At 60.3% G+C, this 18,704-nt stretch carries 19 protein-coding genes; 13 read left to right on the forward strand and 6 right to left on the reverse strand.

The annotated features are described in order from the left end of the window. Window positions 1–4 precede the first annotated feature (4 nt). Complete coding sequence (locus tag Q666_RS45775; protein ID WP_022999759.1) at window positions 5–982, forward strand: type II secretion system F family protein; 978 nt, start codon at window positions 5–7, stop codon at window positions 980–982. A 221-nt stretch (window positions 983–1,203) separates the two neighbouring features. Here Q666_RS45775 and Q666_RS45780 read toward each other — a convergent pair whose 3' ends face one another. Further along, window positions 1,204–1,980, reverse strand: a complete 777-nt coding sequence (locus Q666_RS45780; RefSeq protein WP_051990112.1) for a tetratricopeptide repeat protein — start codon at window positions 1,978–1,980, stop codon at window positions 1,204–1,206. 188 nt (window positions 1,981–2,168) lie between these two features. Here Q666_RS45780 and Q666_RS45785 point away from each other — a divergent pair, with 188 nt between their 5' ends. From Q666_RS45785 to Q666_RS45795, 3 genes are all read left to right on the forward strand, one after another. Next, complete coding sequence (locus Q666_RS45785) at window positions 2,169–3,557, forward strand: leucyl aminopeptidase family protein (RefSeq protein WP_022999761.1); 1,389 nt, start codon at window positions 2,169–2,171, stop codon at window positions 3,555–3,557. 72 nt (window positions 3,558–3,629) lie between these two features. Continuing rightward, entirely contained in the window at window positions 3,630–3,980 is a 351-nt protein-coding gene (locus Q666_RS45790) for a MarR family transcriptional regulator (RefSeq protein ID WP_006934185.1), read from the forward strand. 33 nt (window positions 3,981–4,013) lie between these two features. Continuing rightward, entirely contained in the window at window positions 4,014–4,886 is an 873-nt protein-coding gene (locus tag Q666_RS45795; RefSeq protein WP_022999762.1) for an NlpC/P60 family protein, read from the forward strand. 93 nt (window positions 4,887–4,979) lie between these two features. On the opposite strand, the gene Q666_RS45800 is transcribed toward Q666_RS45795, so the two are convergent. Next, entirely contained in the window at window positions 4,980–5,546 is a 567-nt protein-coding gene (locus Q666_RS45800; protein WP_022999763.1) for a hypothetical protein, read from the reverse strand. Window positions 5,547–5,624: 78 nt separating this feature from the next. After that, window positions 5,625–6,812 (reverse strand): DNA recombination protein RmuC, encoded by a 1,188-nt coding sequence (gene rmuC / locus Q666_RS45805; protein ID WP_035908085.1) that lies wholly within the window; start codon window positions 6,810–6,812, stop codon window positions 5,625–5,627. 161 nt (window positions 6,813–6,973) lie between these two features. Between rmuC and def the strand changes: the two genes are divergently transcribed. From def to truA, 5 genes are all read left to right on the forward strand, one after another. Next, a complete protein-coding gene (def, locus tag Q666_RS45810; protein ID WP_031268905.1) occupies window positions 6,974–7,492 on the forward strand; it encodes a peptide deformylase in 519 nt (172 codons plus the stop codon). Between the two features lie 37 nt (window positions 7,493–7,529). After that, window positions 7,530–8,162 (forward strand): NAAT family transporter, encoded by a 633-nt coding sequence (locus tag Q666_RS45815; RefSeq protein WP_022999766.1) that lies wholly within the window; start codon window positions 7,530–7,532, stop codon window positions 8,160–8,162. A gap of 157 nt (window positions 8,163–8,319) precedes the next feature. Continuing rightward, on the forward strand, window positions 8,320–9,258 hold the full coding sequence (gene fmt, locus Q666_RS45820) for a methionyl-tRNA formyltransferase (protein WP_022999767.1): 939 nt from the start codon (window positions 8,320–8,322) through the stop codon (window positions 9,256–9,258). A 22-nt stretch (window positions 9,259–9,280) separates the two neighbouring features. Next, entirely contained in the window at window positions 9,281–9,820 is a 540-nt protein-coding gene (locus tag Q666_RS45825; RefSeq protein WP_022999768.1) for an N-acetyltransferase, read from the forward strand. Beyond that, window positions 9,820–10,650 (forward strand): tRNA pseudouridine(38-40) synthase TruA, encoded by an 831-nt coding sequence (gene truA / locus Q666_RS45830; protein WP_022999769.1) that lies wholly within the window; start codon window positions 9,820–9,822, stop codon window positions 10,648–10,650. Before Q666_RS45825 ends, truA begins: the two co-directional genes overlap by 1 nt. Before the next feature lie 19 nt (window positions 10,651–10,669). Here truA and Q666_RS45835 read toward each other — a convergent pair whose 3' ends face one another. Further along, complete coding sequence (locus Q666_RS45835; RefSeq protein WP_031268907.1) at window positions 10,670–11,497, reverse strand: DUF2189 domain-containing protein; 828 nt, start codon at window positions 11,495–11,497, stop codon at window positions 10,670–10,672. A gap of 376 nt (window positions 11,498–11,873) precedes the next feature. Further along, complete coding sequence (locus tag Q666_RS45840) at window positions 11,874–14,057, reverse strand: mechanosensitive ion channel family protein (RefSeq protein ID WP_022999771.1); 2,184 nt, start codon at window positions 14,055–14,057, stop codon at window positions 11,874–11,876. Window positions 14,058–14,352: 295 nt separating this feature from the next. Between Q666_RS45840 and Q666_RS45845 the strand changes: the two genes are divergently transcribed. The 3 genes from Q666_RS45845 to Q666_RS45855 are packed head-to-tail and all read left to right on the forward strand — an operon-like array spanning window position 14,353 to window position 16,584. Further along, window positions 14,353–14,778, forward strand: a complete 426-nt coding sequence (locus tag Q666_RS45845) for a DUF805 domain-containing protein (RefSeq protein WP_031268909.1) — start codon at window positions 14,353–14,355, stop codon at window positions 14,776–14,778. Between the two features lie 43 nt (window positions 14,779–14,821). Then, window positions 14,822–15,994, forward strand: a complete 1,173-nt coding sequence (gene dapE, locus Q666_RS45850; protein WP_022999773.1) for a succinyl-diaminopimelate desuccinylase — start codon at window positions 14,822–14,824, stop codon at window positions 15,992–15,994. After that, window positions 15,991–16,584 (forward strand): hypothetical protein, encoded by a 594-nt coding sequence (locus Q666_RS45855; RefSeq protein WP_022999774.1) that lies wholly within the window; start codon window positions 15,991–15,993, stop codon window positions 16,582–16,584. The genes dapE and Q666_RS45855 overlap by 4 nt, the downstream gene beginning before the upstream one ends. Window positions 16,585–16,659: 75 nt before the next feature. Here Q666_RS45855 and dapD read toward each other — a convergent pair whose 3' ends face one another. Continuing rightward, window positions 16,660–17,514, reverse strand: a complete 855-nt coding sequence (gene dapD / locus Q666_RS45860) for a 2,3,4,5-tetrahydropyridine-2,6-dicarboxylate N-succinyltransferase (RefSeq protein WP_088665171.1) — start codon at window positions 17,512–17,514, stop codon at window positions 16,660–16,662. Window positions 17,515–17,776: 262 nt separating this feature from the next. On the opposite strand from dapD, the gene Q666_RS45865 reads away from it, so the two are divergent. Further along, on the forward strand, window positions 17,777–18,682 hold the full coding sequence (locus tag Q666_RS45865) for an EamA family transporter (protein WP_022999776.1): 906 nt from the start codon (window positions 17,777–17,779) through the stop codon (window positions 18,680–18,682). The last annotated feature ends 22 nt before the right edge of the window (window positions 18,683–18,704 follow it).

Consider the following 18,704-nt stretch of genomic DNA (forward strand, 5'->3'; position numbering starts at 1 on the left):
CGACATGGATATCGATACCATCGCATCCAGTCAGTTTCTGGCAGCTGTTCTGGCCATGGTGGCGGTCACGGGAACCATCTTTTCCCTGGTGATGCCACTTCTGTCCCGCGACACGTTGAAATCGCGGATGAAATCGGTCGCGATCGAGCGCAACAAGCTGCGCGCCAAGGAGAGGGCCCGTCTTCAGGCAGCCCAGGCAGACGCCAAGGCTTCCCTGCGAAACCAGCCCAAGGCGCAGATGAAAAGCCTTGTCGACCGGCTGAATCTCAAGGAAGCGCTTTCCGATGAGAGCACGGTCGAAAATCTCAGAATGGCCGGCTACCGCGGCTCCGCACCGCTTTACTACTTCCTGGTTGCGCGCATAGCGTTACCTGTCGGTATCTTCGCCTTCACGGTGGCCTACGCATTTCTCGTGCTGCCCGACGACTTCCCGGCATTGTCGAAGCTCTGCTTCTGTCTGGGTCTTGCCGGCCTCGGCGCTTTCATGCCGAACATCTATCTGAAGAACAAGATCGACAAGCGCAAGCTGACCATCCAGCGGGCCTGGCCGGATGCACTGGATCTCATGCTGATCTGCGTGGAATCGGGCATGTCCATCGAAGAAGGCTTCAAGCGCGTTGCGGAAGAAGTCGGTGTGCAGTCGGTTGAGCTGGCAGAAGAATTATCGCTCACGACGGCCGAACTGTCTTACCTGAGCGACCGCCGTATCGCGTATGAAAACCTGGCGAAACGCACTGGTGTCGAAGGTGTGAAGAACGTGATGATGGCGCTTATCCAGGCCGAGCGTTACGGTACGCCTGTCGGCACGGCCTTGCGCACGATGGCGGACGACACCCGCGAGCAGCGCATGCAAATGGCCGAACAGAAGGCTGCATCCCTGCCGCCGAAGCTGACAGTGCCGATGATCATGTTCTTCCTGCCTGTGCTGTTCTTCATCATCATGGGGCCGGCAGTGATTCAGGTGATCAACACCTTCCAATAGGCAGCAGGTTTGCTCTCCGGCGGGCTTATGCCGGCGGCCCAGGAGTCTCTCAGCGACAACCGAAAACCGGATGCGTCAAACGCGCAAAAGGAGTGCCGATGTTGAGCAGCACTCCTTTCGTCGGTTTCCGATTTTTCTGGATTTAGTTCTGGCCCGACGCGGGCAGCTGAAGGCCGTACAGTCATTTAGAAAAGCGGGACTATCGAAACCGCGTTGTTGCCTCAGCCCTGCTGGCGCTTCTGCATCATGGTGCGCAGATAGGCGATGTTGGCCTGGGCCTGCTGCGGATCGATCTCGGACTGGGCCACCTGGATGGCTTCGTCAAACTTGCCCTGGATGCCAAGCACCAGGGCCAGGTTCTGGCGAACGCGGCTGTCTGCGCCGGGCAGGGTGGCTGCCTTGCGCAGGGTATATTCCGCGTCGGGCAGATCATTGGACAGCAGATACGACAGGCCCAGGTTGTTCAGGAGACTGGGATCGTTTGGCGCGATGATAAGCGCCTGCTTGTAGAGGCTGCGGGCCTTGTCGTGGTTGCCGGTCTGATCGTAAATCGCCGCTTCAGCGGACATCAGCCTCCAGTCCGGCGTGTCCGGCCTCTGGGCACCACGAATGACGTTCAGCGCTTCGTCGAAACGACCGTTCATCGCCAGAACCTTGCCATAGGCGGAAGAGATTTCCCGGTCCTTGGGATGTGCGATCACACCGGACCGAAGAACGGCCATGGCCTGCGGTATTTGTCCGTTCTGGCTGAGAGCGCTGGAATAGCCAAGAATGGCACTGCGGTCCTTGCGATCACGCTCATAGGCCTTGGACCATTTGGACACCTGTGCCAGCGCCTGAGAAGAACCTGGCGAAGTGTAGCCGGAGGCAGGGGAGTGGGTGCCGGTGTTGGCGCGGTTGGAAGCACAGCCAGTGACAACGACAAGCGCCGACATGGCCAGCAGCGTCGTAGCGAGACGAGTGCGACGGCGAACGGAACCGGTTCTGGGCGATTGCATTTCCAACATCCTTGTTGTCGGCGGCTTTCAGGTTTCCTTATGAGAAATAGATAATTAACCCTAATGCTTGGTTAAGCACCGTTGCGAAATGCGAGAAGCGGTGCGCATCGACGCGCACCATATTGCGTCCGAACGCCGGGCATCCTAGGTCTTGAAGATCGAATCCAATCTCCAACGGAGGTCCTCCCGTGCGCGAAAGCCTAGTCCGCAAGAGCGATGTTTCCAGCTCCACGCCCATCCACGCCGTCACCGAGGCAAGCCTGCCCAAAGTTCTGGACGGGATCGGATCAGCAGCGTTGAACTGGTGCAAGGTCAACGATTTTGCAGGCAAGCCCGCAACATCCCTGCTTGTCCCGGGAGCAGACGGTGCCGCGGTGCTGTTCGGCGTAGAGGATGGCGGTCTGTCGCATCCGCTGGCACTAGGCGGCCTGGTCGCGGGACTGCCGGAAGGCGATTACCATCTTGCCGAGGGGTTTCCGGATCCCGAACAGGCAGCGCTCGGCTTTGCCCTCTCCACCTATTCCTTTACCCGCTACCTGAAAAACGCAGGCAAGACCCGCCGTCTTGCCGTTGACGAGACCGTCGACCTGGATCGACTCGGAACGATTCTCGACGGGGTTCAGCTGGCGCGTGATCTCATCAATACGCCCGCAAACGATCTTGGACCGGGGGAACTGTCCCAGGCCGTTGTCGCCCTGTTCAAGCAGCATGGCGGCACCGGGCGTATCGTCATCGGGGAAGACCTTCTGGAAGAAAACTTCCCGATGGTGCACGCAGTCGGCAAGGCCAGCAGCCGGGCGCCGCGCCTGGCAGACTTCACCTGGGGTGACGAAGCCGCGCCCAAGGTCACTTTGGTGGGCAAGGGCGTCATCTTCGATACCGGCGGTCTCAACCTGAAACCGGGCTCCTCCATGGCGCTGATGAAAAAGGACATGGGTGGGGCGGCCAATGTGCTGGGCCTTGCATCCATGATCATGGCGTCAAAGCTTCCTGTTCGCCTGCGGGTCATCGTTCCCTGTGTCGAAAACGCTGTTGCCGGAAACGCCTTCCGGCCGGGAGACATCCTGCCGAGCCGCAAGGGGCTGACCGTCGAAATCGGCAACACAGATGCCGAAGGCCGGTTGATCCTAGCCGATGCCCTGGCGCTTGCAGACGAGGAGAGCCCGGAAATCCTGATCGATATGGCAACGCTCACCGGTGCTGCCCGCGTTGCTCTGGGACCGGATCTGCCGCCTTACTACACGGACGACGAGGAACTTGCCGAGGACATCGCGGTCATGGCCGAGGCTGCCGCCGACCCGCTGTGGCGCATGCCGCTGTGGCAGCCCTATCTGAAATATCTCGACAGCAAGGTTGCCGATATCAATCACATCAATACATCCGGTGCCGGATTCGCTGGGTCGATCACGGCGGCGCTGTTCCTGTCCCGCTTTGTCGAGAACACCGGCAGCTGGGTTCACTTCGATATTTTCGGCTGGACCCCGATGGAAAAGCCCGGAAAACCGATGGGTGGGGAAGCCCAGGGCATTCGTGGTCTTTTCGATGTCCTCTCGGAGCGTTTTGCGGGCGCACAATAACGGCTCCGAAACGTTTTCGTGCTTCGATGGTCATGGAGATGGATGGGGGAAAAGGATGGGACCCTGTAACTCATGGCCGTCGAATTGCGCGCCTCGCAGGCGCTGAAACTGATGCACGAGGTCAATCTGGCGCTTGTTCGCGATAGCGAACAGGATCTTTCCGCGCGCCAGTTGACGATCCTGATGACAGTCTATCTGGAGCCACCGCCGCATACGGTGCGCGGGTTGGCTGCCAAGTTGAATGTCACCAAACCTGCCATCACCCGGGCGCTTGACACTCTGGGCGGTATGCGGCTTTTGTCGCGCAAGCGCGACGAAGCCGACAAACGCAATGTGATCATCACTCGCACGGTGGAAGGCGCGCTTTATCTGGAGCAGCTTGGCGATCTCGTGGTGGAAAAGGCCCGGGAACTGCCGCGCTGACAGTCCAATCCATTTCGGGATCGACTATCGACCATGACCGAGACCTTCGACCGCCGCCGCCATCCGGTCCGTGCCGACCTTGCCGCCATCGACTATGAAGGCCGGGCAGCCGCTAGCCGTTTCGCCGAGGGCGAGGTGTTTCAGGTCATTGCCGACCAGCTGCCGATCCGGCCTGAACCGCGCCCGGACCGGCCGATCGACACCGAAGCCCTCAGCGGCGAGTGGGTGACCGTTTACGAACAGACACCGGAAGGCTGGGCCTGGGGACAGCTCGACACGGACGGTTACGTCGGCTGGTTCTCCTCCGACGACCTTGGGCCGGTGAAGCCGGCAACCCACCGGGTGCGTGCCCTTCGGACCTACCGTTACCCGGTTGCCGACCTCAAGTTTCCGCCACTCGGGCTTCTGTCCATTGGCTCGCTGGTCACGGTCATCGGTGAAACTGAAACGCGTGGGCTGGCCTATGCGCTCCTCAGCGATGGTTCGGCGGTTGTTGCCAAACATCTTGTGCCGCTGGACGCCGTTGAGGATGACTGGGTGGCTGTCGCCGAAGAGTTGATCGGCACGCCCTACCGCTGGGGTGGACGCTCGAGCCTGGGTCTCGATTGCTCAGCGTTGGTGCAACTTGCGGCGCAGACAGGCGGACACGACCTGCCGCGCGACAGCGACATGCAGGAAGCGGAAGCCGGCGAAGCCGTTCCGCATGATGATCCGGCCGCATTGAAACGTGGTGATCTGCTGTTCTGGAAGGGTCATGTCGGCATCGTCGCGGGGGAGAACCGACTTTTGCACGCCAACGGCTTCACGATGACCGTCGCCTATGAGCCACTGGACAAGGCAATTGATCGCATCGCGGCAACGGAATGGGGCGCGATCACGAAGGCGCGGCGCCTGCCGGAGTTGTAAGTGGACAAGAGGTAGCAGTGCCCCGGGCATTCAAGTGCTCGCCCGGGGTCTTGTCGGCTGTGGTCTTGTGTTTGTCTAATCTACGCGAATTTCTCAGCCGGGGAACGTCTGGACGCCAATGGATTCGAGTGCGCCGGACTTCGGGTTCTTGACTAGGCAAAGCTGGCTTTCAGTTCCCTGAATGAAGCAGACCATGGGACGCTCTTCCTGGCGGGCCCGCTCATAGATCTCCCGTGTCACGCCTTCTTCTGCATAAAACGGAAATTCGCCAGCCTGCGGGCCTTCGGCGCCTTCAGGCCAGACCGGCAGCTTGGCGGATGTCGCGACATCGGTATAGCCGCTGATCCAGTCCAGCAGGGCTGCCTGCATGTCGGTGAGGGTTTCGATGCCGTAAAAACCGAACAGGTCGTTCTGATCAAAGGTAGCCTGATATTCAATGCCACCGGACTGATTGAAGACCGCGAGCGAGACTTCCGCAGACCCGCATTCGCCCTGTGCATCGGCTTCAACCGAATAGGTGTCCAGCCAGACCGCTTCGACGGACTGTGAGCACTCTTCCGCCGCTGCATTCTGGCTCAGCGGGAACGCGAGCCACCCAACCACCACGCCGGTGATCGCGATGTTAAGTGTCTTGGAAAAAAGGAAATTCCGGAACGACATACCTGCCTCCAAATCGACTCGGATCGAGCCGGCCGGACTGTAGACCCGAGGTAGAACAGCAGCAACAGATTTGCTGCGTTACCCCTTGGGTGTCATCGCCAGCTGGGGTTCGGCACTGGAAGTGTCCTTTGCCACGCTTTCGAGTTCTCCCAGCTCGAGATCCTCGATCCGGCGGCTGCGCTTGGAGATCTTGTCGGAGGAAATCAGGATCTGGTCGATATCCTTGTTCGCCTGGGCGAAATGGGCCTGAAGTTTGCCGACGCGGTCGTTCAACCGGCTGACATCGGCAACCAGGTGGCCGACTTCCGCCTGGATCAGATGGGCCTGCTCGCGCATCTTGGCATCGCGCAGTACAGACTGGATTACCTGGATCGACAACATCAGCAGCGACGGTGAGACGATCACCACCCGGGTGCGGTGCGCCTTCTGGATCAGATCCTCGAAGCTCTCGTTGAGTTCTGCAAACACGCTTTCCGATGGGACGAACAGGAACGCGGTATCCTGCGTCTCGCCGGGCAGAAGGTATTTCTCGCCGATGTCCTGAATGTGTTTGGTGAAGTCGCGGCGAAACTGGGCCTGGGCATATTTCAGCTGGTCGTCGGTTTCCGCATTGCGCAGCAGGTTGAAGGCTTCCAGCGGAAACTTGGCGTCGATGGCCAGTGGCGGCGCACCGTTCGGCATGTGGATCAGGCAGTCCGGGCGGCTGTTGTTCGACAGCGTTGCCTGGAAGGAATAGGTGCTGGGCGCCATCTGGTCCTGGACAATCGCTTCCATCCGGCCCTGACCGAAGGCGCCGCGGGTCTGCTTGTTGGACAGGATAGCCTGCAACTGGCCAACCTGGCCGGAGAGATCGGTAATCGTGCGCTGTGCCCGGTCGATCACCGCCAGCCGCTCGTGCAGGTGCCTGAGGCCGTCCTGCGTGCGCTTGCTGGTATCGGCCATCGAAAGGTTCAGTTTGTGGCCCATGCCGTCCAGGCGCTCGTTGACGGCGCGCATCATGTCGGACTGCCGCGAGCCGAACACTTCCGCCATCGTCTGCATGCGGCCGGTCATTTCCCCCTGAGATTTCAGAAGTTGCGAGAGATGGCTTTCCAGCTCGTGAATACGCTCGCCGGCCACCGCGTCCGATTCGGCACGCAAACGGATCTCCCGCATGGTCTTCAGGACCAGCCAGACAATCAGCGCCAGAAGAAACAGGCCGCCGGCGATGGCAGCTTCCAGAACCGTCACCGGACGGCCACTCAAATCGAACAGGATCTCATTCATGAAACAAACATAGAACGATTCGGGGCGAAGGCCCATCCGCGCGGCAGGAGAGAGCTGTGGTCTTCTACCAGGTAGCCGGTCCGGTCGAAGGCGTTGAAAACGGGAGGCTGCCGCGCTATTTCCGCGTTGACCGGAGCGCTCCGATTTCTTATGTCAGGCGCATGACAATACGCCCGATCATCACCATTCCCGATCCGGTCCTGCGCGAGGTGTGTGCACCTATCGTGACCGTCGACGACGACGTCCGCAAACTGGCCGACGATATGCTGGAAACCATGTACGATGCCCCCGGTATCGGACTTGCCGCCAGCCAGATCGGGCTGCTGCAACGCATCTTCGTGCTGGACGTCGCCAAGGAAGACGCGCCGAAAGAGCCGATGGTGTTCATCAATCCGAAGATCGTCTGGTCGAGCGAGGACCTGTCCGTCTATCAGGAAGGTTGCCTGTCGATCCCCGATTACTACGAGGAGGTCGAGCGGCCTGCCGAAGTAACGGTCCAGTTTCTCAACCGGGAAGGCGCCGAGCAGGAGATCAAGGCCGACGGGCTTCTGGCAACCTGTATTCAGCACGAGCTTGACCATCTCAACGGGAAGCTGTTCATTGACTACCTGTCGAAGCTGAAGCGCGAACGCGTTGTCAAGAAATTCACCAAGCAGGCAAAGCTGGCCGGAAAACTCTGATCCGCTGCTGCCTGGCTGAAACCGGGGGGCGGCATAAATGGATCAGGTCCTGTTCCTGAAACTCTTCGCTGCGCTCTTTGCAATCATGAACCCGATTGCAAACCTGCCGGTGTTCTTGTCGCTCACCGCCGACAAAGGGCCGGGGTTTGAGCGCAAGGTTGCCCTGACGGTGCTGGTCGGCCTTGCCCTTGGCTCCGCATTCATCGGCCTCACGGGCGACACCATTCTCAAGGTATTCGGCATCAGCCTGGATGCGTTTCGGCTTGCTGGTGGTTTCCTCATTCTCCTGATCGCGCTCAACCTCATCTCAGGTGAGAAGAGCAAGGCGCATCATGGGACGGACGAGGAACAGGAACATCATTCCGAACAGGACAATCCTGCAATCTATCCGCTGACCGTACCGATCCTGCTCGGACCGGGAACGATCTCGACCATGATTATCTACCGTGGCCAGGTCACGGATCTTTCCCACGAAATTGCGTATATCGCTGCCATCGCCGCCTCTATCGCCGTTCTCGTAGGCACGTTCTTCGCCGCCCCGTTCCTGTCGAAGTTCCTCGGCCAGACCGCAACCAGCGTCATGAGCCGCCTGATGGGGATGATCCTGGCAGCCATTGCGATGGAAATGATGGTCGGAAGCCTAAAGGTCCTGCTGCCGGGCCTGGCTTGAAGCGAGCTGACACCACGCGGCTGGCCTGATCGATTTCGCACTTCCGGGAAGGAGTGGCACTGGGTGCAGGGGCGCCAAACAACGCACGCTGCCCCCTTGCAACACCCGCCGTGAGACGCAATAAGGGCGCAGATCTTCAAAACCCCTCAGGAGCCTTATGTCCTTACGCGTCATCTTCATGGGCACCCCGGATTTCTCGGTGCCGACCCTCATGGAAATCGTCGGCCAGGGCCACGACGTGGTCGCCTGCTATTCGCAGCCGCCGCGTCCTGCGGGACGGGGCATGGACCTGAAGAAATCGCCGGTTCACGAGGCCGCTGAATCTTTCGGTATTCCGGTGTTCACGCCGCAGAGCCTTAAAGGGGCAGAAGAGCAGGAGGCCTTTGCGGCCCTGAATGCAGATGTCGCGGTGGTGGTTGCCTACGGCCTTCTCCTGCCGAAACCGATCCTGGAAGCGCCGGAATACGGTTGTCTCAACCTTCATGCTTCCATGTTGCCGCGCTGGCGCGGCGCGGCGCCCATCAACAGGGCGATCATGGCCGGTGACAAAGAAACAGCCGTTCAGGTGATGCGCATGGAAGAGGGGCTCGATACCGGCCCCGTCTGCATGTCGGAAACCGTTGCCATCGGCGAGAACATGACGGCCGGTGACCTTCACGACAAGCTGTCTTCGCTCGGCGGGGATCTGATGGTTCGGGCGCTGGCGGCCTTGTCGCGCGGGGCGCTTGGCGACCAGACCCAGGCCGAGGACGGTGTCACCTACGCGGCCAAGCTCTCCAAGCAGGAAACCCGGATCGACTGGTCGAAACCGGCTGCGGAGGTTCACAATCACATTCGCGGCCTGTCACCCTTTCCCGGTGCCTGGTGCGAAATGCCGCTCGGCGGCAAGATGGAACGGGTCAAGGTTCTGCGCAGCACGCTTGGCGAAGGCTCCGGCACGCCGGGATCCGTCCAGACCGGTGGGGATGTGCCGGTGATTTCCTGCGGTGCGGGTGCCGTACGTCTGGAACAGGTTCAGCGGGCCGGCAAGAAGCCGATGAGCGGCGCGGAATTCCTGCGCGGAGCATCGCTTTCTGACGGCACGGTTCTGGACTAATCTGAGGTTCGAGGAGACCGACATGACCCAAGCTGCCGAAGCTGCCGGCCTTGCCATCAGAAACGTGACACCTGACGATGAAGCTTCCGTCAGGGAGCTGGTCACCGCTGCCTTTCCGTCCGACATGGAAGCCCGCCTCGTGCACACGCTGCGTCATTGCGGCGCTCTGGTGCTGGAACAGGTCGCGGTCGATGCCGGCGGCCGGATCGTCGGACATATCGCCTACAGCCGTGTCACCCCGGCTGCCATTGGTCCGGGGCAGGGCATGCAGGTTGTCTGCCTTGCGCCTGTTTCCGTCTGGCCGGACCTGCAGAAGACGGGCATCGGTTCGGCGCTGATCAAGGCCTCTCTGGAAAGCCTGAAGGATCTGGGAGAGGACCTTGTTCTGGTACTCGGCCCGCCGTCCTATTATCCGCGCTTCGGTTTCGATCCCGTGCTGGCACGCAAGGTGCAGGGACCTTATGCGGGCGATGCCTTCATGGCGCTTGCGCTGACGGAAGCCGGATCGCGAGACCTGCCAATCGAGGTGGCCTTCGCCACACCCTTTGAAGAATTCGAGTAATGCCCCGCTACAAACTGACGGTGGAATATGACGGCAGGCCGTTCAGCGGCTGGCAGCGCCAGGCGAACGCGCCGTCCGTCCAGGCGGTGATCGAACGTGCAGTAAAGGCATTCTCCGGTGAGGAGGTGACCATCGGCGGCGCCGGTCGCACAGACACCGGTGTCCACGCCACCGGGCAGGTCTGCCATGTGGATCTTTCGAAGGACTGGGACGCAAGAACGGTCATGGGGGCGCTGAATTTCCATTGCCAGCCCCATCCGGTGGTGATCCTGGATGCTGCGGAAATGCATGAAGGCTTCGACGCGCGCTTTTCCGCGATCCGCCGCTCCTACCGCTATCGCATTCAAAATCGCCTGCCGCCGCTCACCCACCAGCTTGGGCTTGCCTGGCATGTGAAGGTGCATCTCGACGCGGACGCCATGCACGCGGCTGCGCAGGAATTCGTCGGTCATCATGACTTCACCACCTTCCGTCACACGCGCTGCCAGGCAAAAAGCCCGGAAAAGACGCTGGAGGAATTCCGGGTCTACCGCGAGGGCGAGTTTCTCATTGCCGAATGCGCGTCACGGTCCTTCCTCCACAATCAGGTGCGCTCGATGGTCGGCTCCCTGCGCCTGGTCGGTGAGGGCAAATGGGGGCCGGGTGATGTCACCAGGGCCCTGCAAGCCCGCGACCGGAACGCCTGCGGCCCGGTGGCGCCGGCAGACGGGCTTTACCTGACCCGTGTCGACTACCGCTCGGCGGAAATGGACATCGAACTCAAGAAGGACTGGCAGTCCCGCAAAGCCGTGTTGGCTGCCGGAGAAGGCGAAGAAGACGGCGACGCGTGAGAGGATACTCTTTAGCCCGTCACAACGTCTCCTCAGGTATCTCCACGCATTTCTTGTAGAGATGCCAGGTCGTATGACCGAGTATCGGCAGGGACACGACCAGACCCAGGAACGCCGGTGCCATCGAGACGATCAGAACCGCGGTCACGACAAAGGCCCAGCCGATCATCGGGACGGGCGATGTGAACACGGCCCGCACGCTGGTGATCATGGCTGTGATGAAGTCCCGGTCCTCCTCCATCAGCAACGGGAAGGACACCACGGTCAGCGAGAACAGGATCAGTGACAGGATTGCACCCACCACGTGACCGACAGCCAGGAACATCAGACCTTCCGGGGTGGAGATGACCTGGGTCAGAAACTCGTCGAACGAGGCAAACGACCGGAAGCCGAGGAACAGCGCGAGCAGCAGGCGCACCTGATACATCCACATGATCTGGATGAACAGAACCACGAAGGCCATCCAGGAAAGTTCCCGCCCCTTTTGGGCCCACATGGTGCCGAAGATGCGTGACCAGGAAAGCTCCTCACCATTTTGAAGACGCCGGCTGACCTCGTAGAGACCAACCGCAGCGAATGGCCCGATCAAGACGAAACCGGCCGCTGCCGGATAGGACAGGTAACTCATGTTGAGGGCGGCCGCACTCAAGACGACAAACAGGCCCCCAAGAGCGAAAAACGCGCCGATCGCCAGGCCGTAGACCGGTGCCCTGCGGAAATCGGCCAGACCCGCAGCGAACGCGTCGATCACGTCGTTGACGGTAATCTTGTTGACCTTTGGCATGGGCCGCAATCCAGTTGTTGCGGATGCCCCGCTACCGTGCGGGGTTGACGTGTTGTCACTCATCAGGCGGCTTCCTCCCAAAAGCATATTGCCCGCCCGCCTCCCGCGGACAGGCAATCTTAGGCACGGAACGGTGTCCGGCTCAATCGGGAGAAGGGCTTATGCGCCGGTTAAATCCGACGTGAAGCGCGGGCAGACCTGCGTGCCATGTTATCCAGTCGTGAAAATGGGGAGCAGGGCTTTGGGCCCATCCTTCGAGACGGCCTGGCGGCCTCTTCAGGATGCTGCTGCGGTTTGCTGAAGCCTTTCTTCCCCGTATCGCCTCATCTTGAGGAGCCGCGGTAGCGGCGTCTCGAAGGATGGGCAAAAAACGCTGTGCCCACCGCTCTCACAGGCAAAGCGGCAGGCCGGTCTGTTGCAGGCGATGCAAGGCAGGGCCTCACTCGGTCGCCGGCTTCTTGTCCATGTCGGCGGCTGCGGCAGCCGCAGCTGCTGTGACGGCTTCCTTTTGCTTGTCGTCCAGCTTCGCGGTGTCGGGAATGTTGACCCGCACCTCCTTGCGCGCGAACTGGATGCCGTTCTCCTCGAACGCTTGTTGAACGCGCTTGTAGATTTCCTTGCGGATGCCGAACTGCTTGCCGGGTTTGGTGGTGTACTTGCCGCGCACCACGATGCCGACGTCGTCGACATCGGCAACGCCCTGTCCCTTGAACGGGGCCAGAATGTCGTCCTTGAACTCTTCCATCTCCATGATTTCCTGGCCGATCCGCTTGAAGAGCTTGCGAACCTTCTCGACATCCGTGTCGAAAGGAACGGTGAACTTCAGCTTCATGATCACCCAGTCACGGGACAGGTTGGTGAGCTTCGGAATTTCGCCATAGGGGACGATATGAACGGCACCACGCGTGCCGCGCAGCTGCAGGGACCGGATCGAGATTTTCTCGATAGTGCCCTGTGTACCGCCCGCATCGATGAATTCACCCAGACGGAAGGCATCGTCCATCAGGAAGAAGATGCCTGAGACCACGTCGCGCACCAGGGTCTGCGCCCCGAAGCCGACTGCCAGGCCAACGACACCGGCACCGGCCAGAAGCGGCGTGATGTTGATGCCCAGCTGGCTGAGGGCGAGCAGTGTGGTCAGGGTCAGGATCGTGATCTGCACGACGACGCGGATCAACGGCAGGATCGTTGCCAGGCGCGACTTGCCGGCCCCGCCCATCTCCGCGTCTTCATCTTCGTTGGAAGGCGGCGGCGAATCCTTGGCGAGCTGGTGGGCAACCCAGAGATTGGTGATTTCCCAGGCAAGGTAACCGGCGGCCAGAATAAGCAGGAAGATAACCGTATGCCGGGCGACCGAAGACCCGTCTTCCGCGCCGAGTGCGAGCAGATTGAGGCCATAGATCCTGCCGACCATCAGCACCAGGAAGGCAAGCAGGGCCACGCGGGCAATGCGCACGTAGCTGTGCCGGGTCTGCATATGGGCAGCTTCCGCAACCGGACCTTCCCCGCGCATGGGCGGAACGATGTGGGAGACGATGCCGCGTACCATCGTGTCGAGAAACGGCGCGAACACGACCAACGCAATCACGGCGAGAGAGCGTCCCGCGGTCAGCGCTTCGATGCCCATGCTGGTTGTTATCTGAACCAGCAGCCAGTTGAAGGCGATGAAGGCAATCGAGAAATAGGGCCAGAACCGGGCCATGCGTTCCAGGCCGCTGGTTGGCTGGTGCTCATCACCCAGAATGATGCTCGTCAGGCCATGACGGGCGTTCCAGATGACCATGGCGATCCAGAGATTGACGCCAAAGCCGATGAAGAAGCGGAAGGTTTCGGCAACATCCCCGTCGCCGGCCTCGATCATGATGTTACGCAGGAAGAACGTGACGCCAACAAAGGCGAAGAGGCTCGTGAAGCTGCGGTAAAGCGACTTGGCGGTGGTGTCGTCCGCGGTGACGAGGCGCAGCTCGCTACGATGCGGCGCCAGGGCAAAACGCAGCAGGGCTGCGACGATGCGTGGCAGGAAAACGATCCAGTATACCGCCTGAAAGGCAAAGGCTCTGGCGACAGGATCGAAAATCGCGATCTTGCCGACAGCGAAGGCGACGATTGCAAAAACAATCAGCCCGCCAAGATCAAGCGCGGCACGTGTGGAGACCAGTTTGACAGTTTCAAAGAGGCTGTGGGGCGCATGGCTCTGGATCTTTTCCCGGCGGGAAGCGAAAAGCCGGTTGACCAGGAATTCGGCGGCAAACCCGGCTGCCAGAATGAGGGCGATCGCACCAATGAAGATATGCACCGGTCCTGCGACCGTTCCCGCAAACAGTGCGCCGATACTGGAGAAAAGGCTGCTGAAGAGCTCCGGCAAGGTTCTGAAATTGTTCGCAATCAGCGCGCCGAACTGATCGGCAGCGGTCTGTACCTTCTCGATCAGTTCGACTTCTTCTGACGGAGGCGGGGTCTGCGCGCCCTTGGCTGCGGCACCTTGCTGCAGCAGGGTCATCAGGTCGGTCAGCGCCTTCACCTGTTCCGGATCGAGATCGGAGACAAGCTTTTCCATGGCTTCGGGCTGAAGTTGCGACGGAAGGTTTTTTCCGGTGTCCTGTGCGTTGGCCGGCAGTGCCATAGTGGACAAGAACGCCAGAAATACTGAGAATGCACAGGCAGTTAGTCTAGTCTTCCAGGCACCGGTCATCAGCGAGCCCCCTCGTCGGCAGTGAACCTTCAAAATTAGGATTGGCACGCCGAACGTGCAAAATCCATTAAAATTACCCAAGGTAATAGGGGTGCAAACTATACGACTGGCACAATTCGCATGATTACGCACTGGCTAAGGCCGGTGCGACTGTGTAACAGACCTTGATCCGGCCCGCGTATGCGTCTACCTCCTTGCCAGATCAATCGAACCTGAGCTGGATGGAATGACAACGCCCCCACAGAGCGCGAATACTGCCCCGGGGCCGATCTGGGCCCTTTTGAGCCCTATCGGTCGTATGGGCCGGGAACCCTATTGGCTGTGTTTCCTTGTCAGCTGGATCATATTCGGCATTGCGCTGCGGATATGGTGGCTTTCCTCCGCTGAAACGCCGACGCCTGAATCCATGATTTCCGGCGACTACATCGGCACGAATCCGCTGTTTCCGGTTCTGTTCTTCGTTCTGCAGTGGGTGGAACTGGCACTGGTCGTCAAGCGGCTGCAGGACATCGGCCAGAGCGGGTTCCTCGCACTTTTGATCTTCGTTCCGATTCTGAATGTGATCATGCTGATCTTTCTTGGCGTTGTGCCGAGCCAGGGCCAGCCGAACCGCCATGGCCCGATGCCAAATAGCTACTGGCGCAAGCGCTGAACGCGCGTGAGCCTTGCATACGACTAACCAAAGAGACTGTTTCATGCCCACTTCCGCCGTCGCAATCGCACAGGACCTGATCCGTTGCCCGTCCGTGACCCCTGCCGAAGGCGGCGCGCTGGCATCGCTGGAAGCGTTGCTCGGCAAGGCCGGGTTTGTCGTGTCGCGTGTCACGTTCCAGGACGAGGACACGCCGGACGTGGAGAACCTGTTTGCCTCCATCGGCAGCGGTGCACCGCATTTCGTCTTTGCAGGCCACACGGATGTGGTTCCGGCCGGTGCCGAGAGCGACTGGCGGCACGGCCCGTTTGAGGGGACCATTGACAACGGCATGCTGTTTGGCCGGGGCGCAGTCGACATGAAAGGCGGCATCGCGGCCTTTGCAGCAGCAGCGCTTGATTACGTTGCCGAAAAAGGCCCGGATTTTGGCGGCACGATTTCCTTTCTCATCACCGGCGACGAGGAAGGCCCGGCAGTCAACGGCACCGTCAAGCTGCTTCAGTGGGCCAGGGAACAAGGGCATGTGTTCGATGCCTGCATCGTCGGCGAGCCGACCAATCCGGATGTGCTCGGCGATGCCATCAAGGTCGGGCGGCGCGGATCGCTGTCCGGCACCATCACGGTCCGGGGTGTCCAGGGCCATGCCGCCTATCCGCATCTGGCTGACAACCCGATCCCGGGCCTGGTTCGCCTTCTGGCCGCACTTGATGCGCTGGAACTGGACAAGGGCAACGAACGCTTTCAGCCGTCCAATCTGGAGATTGTCTCCGCCGATGTCGGTAATCCGGCCTTCAACGTCATTCCGGCGCGGGCAGAAGCCCGTTTCAACATTCGCTACAATGACGAATGGACGCTGGAGAGCCTCAAGGCCCACATCACCGAGACGCTTGAAGCGGTAGACCTTGGAAATCTAGAGCTTGGGCTGGAGTTCAAGCGCGATGCCAGCGAATCCTTCCTGACGCGGGACGAAGTCCTGATCGAAGCCCTGAGCAAGGCTGTGGAAGCGGAAACCGGCCGGGTTCCGGAGCTTTCAACGGGCGGAGGAACATCAGACGCCCGCTTCATAAAGAACTACTGCCCTGTCGTGGAATTTGGCCTTGTCGGCCAGACGATGCACAAGGTGGACGAATGTGTCGCGGTTGAGGACCTTGACCGGTTGGCAGCAATCTACAAAAAATTCCTCTTCAGCTATTTTTCCGGAGCAGACGGGAATTGATCAGCAAGGTCGAAATTCGCGCGGCATTGGACGGGTCCTGGTTGCTTCTGCGCAACCGTCCGGAAGGAATGGCGTTTTTCGACCAGTCCATTCAGGGGTTCTGGCGTTCGTTCTCCGTCATCTTTCTGCTGGTGCCGGTTTACGTGGTCAGTTGCCTTGCGGAAAAGCGGCTCTTTTTCGCCGAGAACCTCTACCATCCCGATGCCTTTCCGAACGGTAGCTACTGGTTTGCCCAGTTCCTGGGAATGGGCGTCGACTGGCTGGCACTACCGTTGTTGCTGGCGTTGCTGGCAGCGCCGATAGGCATTTCAAACCGCTACGTGTCTTTCATTGTCGTACGCAACTGGACAAGCCTGCTCGCGTCGGTGCCGTATCTCTTTACCTACATCCTGTTTCTTCTGGACGTTATCTCGCCTGGCATCGTTGTCTTGTTGTCGCTGACCTGCCTCTTTGTCGTGATCTGGTATCGCTACCAGGTCGCCCGCATCGCGCTTCAGACAACCGTGAGCCTGACCATCGGCGTCGTCGTCCTGGATGTGTTGCTCACGCTCGTGATTTCCCAGGTGGTCGGGCTTTTGTGGGGCGCATGAAAAACCCCGCCGGGTTAGGGCGGGGCTTTCCGGATTTCCAGATATCAAGGCGCTCGTTGCGCTCCCTGGTCTGCGTCAGTCGCGCAGAAGTTCGTTGATGCCGGTCTTGGAGCGGGTCTTTTCGTCAACCGTCTTCACGATTACGGCGCAGTAAAGGTTCGGAGCGGCTTCGCCGTTGCCCATCACGCTGGACGTCGGCATGGAACCTGCGACAACCACGGAGTAGGGCGGTACTTCGCCGTAGGTGATCTCGCCGGTCATGCGGTTGACGATGCGGGTGGACTGGCCAATGAAGACACCCATGCCGAGCACGGAACCTTCACGCACGATGCAGCCTTCGACCACTTCGGAGCGTGCGCCGATAAAGCAATTGTCTTCGATGATCACCGGACCGGCCTGGAGCGGTTCCAGAACGCCGCCGATGCCGACGCCGCCGGACAGGTGGACGTTCTTGCCGATCTGGGCGCAGGAGCCGACGGTCGCCCATGTGTCGACCATTGTGCCTTCGTCAACAAAAGCACCGAGATTGACGAAGGACGGCATCAGGACCACGCCCTTGCCGATAAAGGCGGAGCGGCGAACGATGCAGTTCGGCACGGCGCGGAAACCGGCGTTTTCAAAATCCATGCCGCGCCAGCCGTCGAACTTGGACGGCACCTTGTCCCACCAGGTGGCGTCGCCGGGGCCGCCCTTGATGATGTCCATCGGGTTCAGGCGGAACGACAGCAGAACAGCCTTCTTGGCCCACTGGTTGACCGCCCAGTCGCCATCCTTCTTCTCCGCAACGCGCAGCTTGCCACGGTCGAGCAGGTTCAAAGTTTCCTCGACCGCGTCCCGGACTTCACCGGTGGTCGTGGTGTCGATGGCGGCACGGTCTTCGAAGGCGGCGTCGATGATCTTGGACAGGGAAGCGAGATCGTGGGTCATCAGGCAGATGGTCTCCGGGCGTTAACATTTCTGGCGCGGACCTAAGCCGCCCGGCAAGGTGCTGTCAAGCACGGGAGGGTCGGCAGATGTCCTGTAGCCGTCAAACAAGCCGCCATTCTCGGGGGAATGCTGGCTGGATTACACCTGTCGTCCAGGTCGATGAGTTGAGAAAAAATAAAATGTTGATTGCGATCACGGCAGTTTAAAGCGGTGACCAAATCGCTAGGGTGAAATCAATTCAACAAAATCGGCAAGAGTACGTTCCGTGGAATTATGGATCCCGATCACCATTGCAGCAGCGTTCTGCCAGAACCTGCGCACGGCCCTCCAGAAACACCTGAAAGGTCAGCTTGGCACCACCGGGGCGACATTTGTGCGGTTTGGCTACGGCGTGCCTTTCGCGATCGCCTATGCCGCCGTGCTGCACGTCGTGTTCAAGTTCCCGCTGCCGGAACCGACACCAACGCTTTTGATTGCCGGGGCGCTGGGCGGTCTGGCGCAGATCCTCGGCACGTTTCTGCTGATCCACCTGTTCTCCTTCCGCAACTTTGCCGTCGGGACCGCCTATTCCAAGACAGAACCGATCCAGGCGGCGCTCTTCGGCTTCGTCGTTCTCGGCGAACACATTTCCCTGGCGGCTGGACTGTGCATTCTGGTCGGCGTCATCGGTGTGGTCGTCATCTCCTTGGCACGGGTTCCGTTGACACTGGCTGCCATCCGCACGTCGCTAGTCGGACGTCCTGCATTGATCGGCCTTGCCTCGGCTGCCTTTTTCGGTGCGTCCGCCGTCGCCTATCGCACGGCTTCACTGTCGCTGGAAGGCACCGGGGTACCGATGCAGGCCGCCTACGCGCTGGTTTATGCAACGGCTTTCCAGACAATCGTCATGGCAAGCTGGATGGTGCTGCGTGAACCCGACCAGTTGCGTGCCAGCCTTCGCGCCTGGCGAGCAGCCGTCTGGGTTGGCGCTTCCGGCGTGGCCGGGTCTGTGGGCTGGTTCACGGCAATGACACTGCAAAACGTTGCCTATGTGCGCGCACTTGCCCAGGTCGAACTGGTATTCACCTTTCTGGTGTCATGGCTGGTGTTCAAGGAAGCGATCGCCCGGTCCGAGATTTTCGGCTGCATGCTCATCGTTGCGGCAGTCGTGGGGGTTATCCTGCTGCGTTAGAACAGCACATAAGCTCTGAAGC

Origin of the sequence: Labrenzia sp. C1B70 (genome assembly GCF_000475395.1) — a bacterium.
In the GTDB taxonomy this organism is placed as follows: domain Bacteria; phylum Pseudomonadota; class Alphaproteobacteria; order Rhizobiales; family Stappiaceae; genus Roseibium; species Roseibium algicola.

Coding starts and splice junctions, on each gene's coding strand:
- Q666_RS45775 (WP_022999759.1), top strand. CDS start 5: ATGGATATCGATACCATCGCATCCAGTCAGTTTCTGGCAGCTGTTCTG.
- Q666_RS45780 (WP_051990112.1), bottom strand. CDS start 1,980: ATGCAATCGCCCAGAACCGGTTCCGTTCGCCGTCGCACTCGTCTCGCT.
- Q666_RS45790 (WP_006934185.1), top strand. CDS start 3,630: ATGGCCGTCGAATTGCGCGCCTCGCAGGCGCTGAAACTGATGCACGAG.
- Q666_RS45795 (WP_022999762.1), top strand. CDS start 4,014: ATGACCGAGACCTTCGACCGCCGCCGCCATCCGGTCCGTGCCGACCTT.
- Q666_RS45800 (WP_022999763.1), bottom strand. CDS start 5,546: ATGTCGTTCCGGAATTTCCTTTTTTCCAAGACACTTAACATCGCGATC.
- rmuC (WP_035908085.1), bottom strand. CDS start 6,812: ATGAATGAGATCCTGTTCGATTTGAGTGGCCGTCCGGTGACGGTTCTG.
- def (WP_031268905.1), top strand. CDS start 6,974: ATGACAATACGCCCGATCATCACCATTCCCGATCCGGTCCTGCGCGAG.
- Q666_RS45815 (WP_022999766.1), top strand. CDS start 7,530: ATGGATCAGGTCCTGTTCCTGAAACTCTTCGCTGCGCTCTTTGCAATC.
- fmt (WP_022999767.1), top strand. CDS start 8,320: ATGTCCTTACGCGTCATCTTCATGGGCACCCCGGATTTCTCGGTGCCG.
- Q666_RS45825 (WP_022999768.1), top strand. CDS start 9,281: ATGACCCAAGCTGCCGAAGCTGCCGGCCTTGCCATCAGAAACGTGACA.
- truA (WP_022999769.1), top strand. CDS start 9,820: ATGCCCCGCTACAAACTGACGGTGGAATATGACGGCAGGCCGTTCAGC.
- Q666_RS45835 (WP_031268907.1), bottom strand. CDS start 11,497: ATGAGTGACAACACGTCAACCCCGCACGGTAGCGGGGCATCCGCAACA.
- Q666_RS45840 (WP_022999771.1), bottom strand. CDS start 14,057: ATGGCACTGCCGGCCAACGCACAGGACACCGGAAAAAACCTTCCGTCG.
- Q666_RS45845 (WP_031268909.1), top strand. CDS start 14,353: ATGACAACGCCCCCACAGAGCGCGAATACTGCCCCGGGGCCGATCTGG.
- dapE (WP_022999773.1), top strand. CDS start 14,822: ATGCCCACTTCCGCCGTCGCAATCGCACAGGACCTGATCCGTTGCCCG.